Origin of the sequence: Collinsella sp. AF11-11 (genome assembly GCF_003465485.1) — a bacterium.
Taxonomy (GTDB): Bacteria; Actinomycetota; Coriobacteriia; order Coriobacteriales; family Coriobacteriaceae; genus Collinsella.
In genome coordinates, this window is record NZ_QSAS01000029.1 from 1 (window position 1) to 6,512 (window position 6,512).

General features: G+C 57.9%; 3 protein-coding genes. All 3 read right to left on the reverse strand.

Annotation, left to right across the window (positions count from 1 at the left end; translation table 11 throughout):
• Positions 1-79: 79 nt before the first annotated feature.
• The 3 genes from DWV58_RS09605 to DWV58_RS09615 all read right to left on the reverse strand — a co-directional run bounded on the left by DWV58_RS09605 (position 80) and on the right by DWV58_RS09615 (position 6,219).
• Positions 80-1,063 carry a DMT family transporter gene (locus DWV58_RS09605; protein WP_117776934.1) on the reverse strand — a complete coding sequence of 328 codons (984 nt, stop codon included), beginning with the start codon at positions 1,061-1,063 and terminating at the stop codon, positions 80-82.
• A 200-nt stretch (positions 1,064-1,263) separates the two neighbouring features.
• A complete protein-coding gene (locus DWV58_RS09610) occupies positions 1,264-3,453 on the reverse strand; it encodes a YhgE/Pip domain-containing protein (RefSeq protein WP_117776935.1) in 2,190 nt (729 codons plus the stop codon).
• Positions 3,454-6,219, reverse strand: coding sequence for a YhgE/Pip domain-containing protein (locus DWV58_RS09615; RefSeq protein ID WP_233540562.1), 2,766 nt, complete (start codon positions 6,217-6,219; stop codon positions 3,454-3,456).
• Positions 6,220-6,512 lie beyond the last annotated feature (293 nt).

Below are 6,512 nucleotides of genomic sequence, written 5' to 3' on the forward strand. Positions count from 1 at the left end.
AAAGCTGGCCGCTGCGCGGCCAGCAGACTAAAGTCTTGAATAAAAAACGCCGCCCCAGGAGGGCGGCGCAACAAGTTGTTTACAATTGCGGGCGAGATTTTCGGCGCAAGAAATCGAAATGCGTCTCGCTCAAGATAATCGACAAAAAGATGAGCGCAAAGCCGGCAAGCAGGCGCGAGGTGAGCGCCTCCCCCATCAGCAGCACCGAGAACAGCACGCCCGAGGGGGACTCCATCGAAAGGAGCAGCGAGCCCGTCGAGGCCGGGACGTGCGCCAATCCAACGTTTTGGACGAGCAGTGCCACGCACGTACAGCCCACCGAGAGAAAGGCCGCCACGCCGACAAAGCTCGGCGTCCACACGGACAGAGGCGCCTGAGTCTCGAATAGCAGCGACGTGATTAAGCTCAAAACGCCATTGCCCACAAACATCCAAAACGTGATGACGTTGATGTCCATCTTGCGGCCATACTTGGCGGTCACTGCCATCTGGATAGCAAAGAAGACCGCGCCGCCCAGCGTGATGACATCTCCAGCATTGAACTCGACGCTATCGAGTGCCACCAGGCCAATGCCCGCCAGGCACAGCAGTGCCGCACCCAGGTTATAGCGGGTGAGCTTTTCGCCGCTCAGGACATAGCTGGCAAACGGCACAAGGATACAGTACGTGCCCGTCAAAAATGCACTCTTGCCCGCCGTGGTCTGTGCCAGGCCAATCGTTTGCAGTCCGTATGCTCCCCACATGAGCGCACCCATGCCCAGCCCGACGATCAGGTTGCGGGCATTGAAATGAGCGATGATGCGCTTATGGAAAATAGCAAACATAACCAGTGATGCCGGGAGAAAGCGAACGTAGACCAGCTCGAACACCGGAATGGTATCGAGCGCATCTTTCATGGTGGTAAAGGAATAGCCCCAGATGACCGCCACCGAAAGCAGCAAGACCTTCCAGAAGAACGGAGAACGCGCGCCGGCGCCGCGGGAGGTGCCGCCGGCACCCAGGTCTTCGCGCGCTACAGGGCTATCGGGCATGTTTTCGATTTCGTTGGCAGCGTATTGGGCCATGGAACATCCTCGCGCTCAATCTGGGCGTGGTGTCCGCACGCGCGTGACCGCATGCCGCCTCATGGTCAAATAAAAACGGGGCGCACCGGACCCCCGGTACGCCCCGCTACTGTAGCAACAACCAGCGTTGCACCGCAATCCAGCCCACTAAAGCGTCAGCAAAGTGAACCTCGATGTTTTGTCAATGTCACGCTGTTGCACTAAATAAGCTTCGTGCTTTCAAGCTTTTCGATGATCCAGTCGTTGGCCTTGATGACCGGGCGGCGGAAGACGACGCCCAGGCCCAGCGACGGAATCAGATAGCTCGCCAAGATACCCAGCTCAACCCAGTACTCCATATGGTAGGCGCCAGCCATGGCGGCGTGCATGGCGTTGATGCCGTGGGTAAACGGCAGGAACGGGTAGATCGCCTGGAACACGGGGCCGGTCATCTCGATGGGGAACGTACCGCCTGAACCGCCGACCTGCATGACCAACAGCACGACAGCGAGCGCCTTGCCGATATCGCCAAACGAAACCGTGAGCGTGTAGACGATATTGGAGAACACGAGACTCGCGACCCAACCCGCCAGCACAAATTGCAGCGGGTTGTCGCACTGAATGCCAAAGAACAGGATGTCGCCCGCGCACACGAGTGTCGCCTGCAGCAGGGCCAGACCTCCAAAGAACAGGTAGCGGCCCAGGTAGATCTCGTGCAGGCGCACGGGGATCAGCTCGTTGATGAGCTCGTCGTCGACCGAGACCTTCATCATGGCCGCCAGTACGATCGAGCCGACCCAGAGCGACAGAATCGTATAGAACGGCGCCATGGCCGAACCGTAGTTGCGGATCGGATAGACCGGCTTGCGGTCGAGCGCAACGGGGCCGGAAAGCGACACGGCCAGGCCCTCGGGGTCGTTGCCGATCATCGTCTTGATCGTCGCCAGGTCACCCGACATCAGGGCGCCGTCGAGCTCGTCCTTGAACGCGCTGATCTTGTCCGACGCCTCGCCCAGCTGATCGGAAGCCTTGTTGACCAGCTTTGCGGCCTTGGAGAGACCCTTTGCCAGCGAACCGGATGCGTCGGTCAGGCCGGCAACAGCGCTATCCAGGTCGCCCGAGATGCCGTCGAGCGAATCCAGAACGCCCGAAATAGTTTTCTTGAGCTCCTTGGCCTTGACCGAGAACGTGGAATCGTAGTCGGACTTAGCGCCCGAGATGCCCGCCTTGGCATCGGCGATGGCCTGGTCGACCTCGGCACGCGTGCTGTTGACCTCTGCCATGCTGTCGGAAAGGGACTTTGCGGTTGCCCTCAGGTCGTTGGCATTGTTACGATACTCCGTCGCGATCCTGCCCAGCGATGTAGCCACAGACTTGAGGCTGTCCTGGAGCTTTTCGTCACTCACCTGATCGGCAAAGCTGCGGAGCTGGTCGGCCGTGTCGTCGATTTCCTTGGCGCGCGATTCGAGTGCCGACGCGGCTTCGTTGAGCTGGGTCACCGTAACGTTGACATGCTGGTTTGCGGCGTCGAAAGCCTTCGCGAGCTCGGCGGACACGTTGTCAAACGAGCCCGCACTTCCGTCAATCGCGGCGTTGATGGCGTCGTTGGCGGCCTTGAGTGCTTCCTTGGAATCACTAATGCCGCTCTCGGCGTGCTCCATCAACTGCTTGGTAGATTCATCGACCTTACCCGTCTGCTGGAGCATACCGCTCGCCGACGTCAACGAATCGGAGGTCGAGCTCAAAATGCCCGCCAGCGAAGTCGCGTTGGCTTGAACGTCCTGCAGGTCCTCGACCGAATCGCCCAGTGTCGAGGACAGGTTGGCGATAAAGCTGCTGACCTGATCGGTGCTCATGTAATCGAGCAGGCTGGACACGGTCTTAAGGCCGATGGTCGTGATGGTCTTGGTAAAGGTCTCATTCACCTGGCTCTGGACGGCGCTCGAACCCTTTTCGGTCACGATCTGGGCGATGGCGTTAGCCTTCTGGTTTTCGTAGAACTCGATGTCGGCGTGCTTCACGTTGGTCGAGAAAAGCGTCATCATGTCGGCGCTAAACGTCTTGGGGATAACGACGGCGGCATAGTATGTGCCCGACTTAACGCCCTCAATCGCCTTATCGCGGTCGTTGAGGACAACCCAGTCAAAGTTCTCGTTACCGCGCAGGGTCGCCGTCACGTTTTCGCCCACGTTGATCTCGACGGGAATCAGGTCGCTCTCGTAGCCCTCATCGGTGTTGACCACTGCAATCTTAAGGTTGCCGGTATTGCCGTACGGATCCCAGCTGCCGGCGATGTTAAACCACGCGTACAGGCACGGCACGATAATGAGGCCCATCACGACGACCATGCCGATCACGGAGCGAGACACGTTTTGGACATCACGCTTAAACAGGTGCAGGATGTTCTTCATTTATGCCTCACCTCCTTTAGAGTGCTTGCCAAGCAGGGTGGTATCTCCATCATTTGTAGCTGTGCTGTCGCTGCCCTGAGATTTACGATGCGCACCAATATGCGGCAGACGGCTCGTGGGCTGTTCGCTGTCCCTGGTGCCCCGCTCGCTGGCGTTGAGACCAAACATGCGACGGGCGGCAGGGATGGCAGCCGTGTGCTCGCGCATCTCGCGGCGCAAGTCCTCGTCCGAAAGCGCCGAGATGCGCATCTGGGTGTTGAGGCTTGCACGGATGTACTCGATGTTGATGAGCCAGCCGCAGATGGCAATGACCGAGATAATCCAGATAACGAGCAGGATGATCTTGCCGTTATTGTCGATATCGAGCACCGTCGAAAGCACAAAGAGCAGAACCTGCACGCCTACCACGGCGGCAAAACCGCCCTTGATGTAGTACGGGTAGCGATGCTCAAACGCCACGGCATGATCGAGCAGCTCGCGACGGTACGAATCCGAATCGAGCATGACGCGCATGGCCGTGCGCAGCGAATAGCGCTGGCGCGGTAGGTCGTTGGACTCGCAGATCATGAGGCCCGTCGTGGAAAGCTGCTTATCAAAGAGCAGGTTGAGGTTGAGCAGCAGCGGACGCAGCTGCAAGCCAATAAAGAGTGCGATGGCAAGGAACACGCCCAGGATGCACAGGTTGAACAGGTAGTTGAACGAATACATGCCACCGACGGTCTCGCGCAGCAGGTTGATGCCATAGGTGAAGGGCAGCAGCGGATGCAGCCATTGGAAGAAGCCGGGCATCATCTCGATGGGATACATGCCCGACGAGCCGGGGATCTGCACAATGACGAGGATGACGCCAATGGCTTTACCGATATGCTTAAACGTGGTGGACAGCGCATAGATGATGTTGACGTAGGTGAACGAAATAGCGATGCCGCCCAGTACAAAGAGCAGCGGATTGACGCACTGAACGCCAATGACCAGGTCGCCCACCGTAACGATAATGGCCTGGAACGCGCCCAGGATCACCAGCAGCAGCCAGCGGCCAAAGTAGCCCTGACGCGCCGTAAAGCCACCGATGCCCTCGCGGTCGACCTCGAGTTTATAGATAGCGATGAGCACATAGCCGCCTACCCACAGCGCCAGATTGGTGTAGAAGGGCGCGATGCCCGAGCCAAAGCTCTTGACCGGATAGATTGACTTGGACGTCAGCTCAACCGGAGATGCCATGAAATCTGCCACGTCATTGACGTCGACGTCCATGAGGTCGGCTAACTCGCCCATAGACTCAGAGGTCTGCAGCGCCGCAATGTCATTGGCGGCGGTCGCGAGCTTGTCCTGAACCTTGGCAAGGGAGGCGTCGGTTTGGGACAGCGTGGTCTTTGCCTGCTTGAGCGTGGCGTCGAGCTGCGCCAGCGTGCCGCGCGCGCTCGCTATCGTGGGGGTCATACCCGACACAATGCCGGTCAAATCGCCCGAAACGGCGGCAAAGGAGTCAAGCGCGCTCGAAGCCTTCGGAAGTGCGTTCTGACCCAGATCGGTCTGAGCCTGACCGAGGCTAGCCGTACCGGTCTGAATTGCCGCGTTGAGTGCGTTGCTCGCGTTCGAGATTGCCGTAGCGTCGTTTGCCATGGCGCTCGACTGTGCAGAAAGGCCATCCTTGATGCTCTGCAGCTTCTGGTTTTGCTCGCGAAGCGAATCGATGGTCGATACAATGCGCGCGTCAATTTCCTCGGAACCTGTCGACGTGTCATTAACGAGAATCTCCAAGTGCCCGATAACGGCCTTATTGTGATCGATCGTCGCCTGGAGAGACTCGAGCGAGTTGTCGATGCGGGTGGTCGTAGATGTGACCGTACCCGTTAGCTTGCCAATCGCAGCGTTCGCGGAGGCTGACGTCTTGGTGAGTGCAAGGCTACCTTCCGAGAGTGCCTTGGAGAGCGAGGTGATAGAGTTGCCCGCCGTGGCGCGAGCCTCGCCCAGCAGGTCGTTGCCCTGGGAGATTGCCTGCGTCAGCGACGGTGCCTGACCTTGCAAGCCGGCAAGCGCCGCATCAGCCGAGGCGATAGCGCCACTCGTCTTATCGATGGCGGCATTCATATCGCCAATCGAATCGCGCACCTCACCCAAGGTGTCGGATGCCTCGGACACCGAACTTGTCAGCGAGTCCTGAGTCTGGGTTGCCTTGTCCTTTAAATCGATGCCGGCATCCTTGGCGATGCCCGCTACGGTCTCGCCCACCGTGGAGACAAACTCCGAGTTGATCTGCTCCTCGATGGTGTTGGCACCGGTATCGGTGACCTTGGGCGCAATGGCGCTCTTCTTCTCATTGACGTAATAGGTGAGCTTCGGCTGATGGTAATTGCCATCGAGCATCGAGACAAGATTGTCGGAGAAGTTCTTGGGGATTACGATCGCCGCGTAGTATTCCCCGCTCTCGACGCCCTCTTTGGCATCGGCAGCCGAGTCGACGAAGGTCCAGCCCAGCTGATCGTTTTCCTTGAGCTGGTCGACCACCTTATCGCCCGCATTGAGCTCGCCCACTAGGTCGTTTTGGGTACCCTGATCGTTGTTGGCGATAGCGATTTTAATGCCCTGGGTGTTTCCATATGGATCCCAGTTAGCCACGATGTTGTACCAAGCGTACAGCGAGGGAATAACACACACGCCGAGGGTAACCACCAAGGCGACGGGGTTCACGAGCAATCGCTTGATGTCACGTTTAAAGATCGCAAAGGATACCTTTGCGTTGGATAGTTTGCTGCCGAGACTCACGCTTGGACCATCCATCCTGTCGTTGAATCAAATCGTACTATCAACAACCATTGTACGTAGGCGCTTTAGCGTCTCGAAGCACAATGGTATTGAGTTTTGCGGGTAGCAATATACTACGAAGATTAGTTAACGTACAGTTGTACAGTATCTCAAATTTCAGCAGGTCGCAAAACCACAACCCGCACAAATTAACAATCCGAACAGTCATCGGGGGCGTTCTTAAACTACCAGTCAAACAAGAACGTCCCATTACAGTCGAAATTGTCAGCCCGGGCCCGTCTCGGGCTACGATT

Excerpts from the sequence above, each read along its gene's own strand:
- DWV58_RS09610 (WP_117776935.1), bottom strand. The coding sequence starts at position 3,453 with ATGAAGAACATCCTGCACCTGTTTAAGCGTGATGTCCAAAACGTGTCT.
- DWV58_RS09605 (WP_117776934.1), bottom strand. The coding sequence starts at position 1,063 with ATGGCCCAATACGCTGCCAACGAAATCGAAAACATGCCCGATAGCCCT.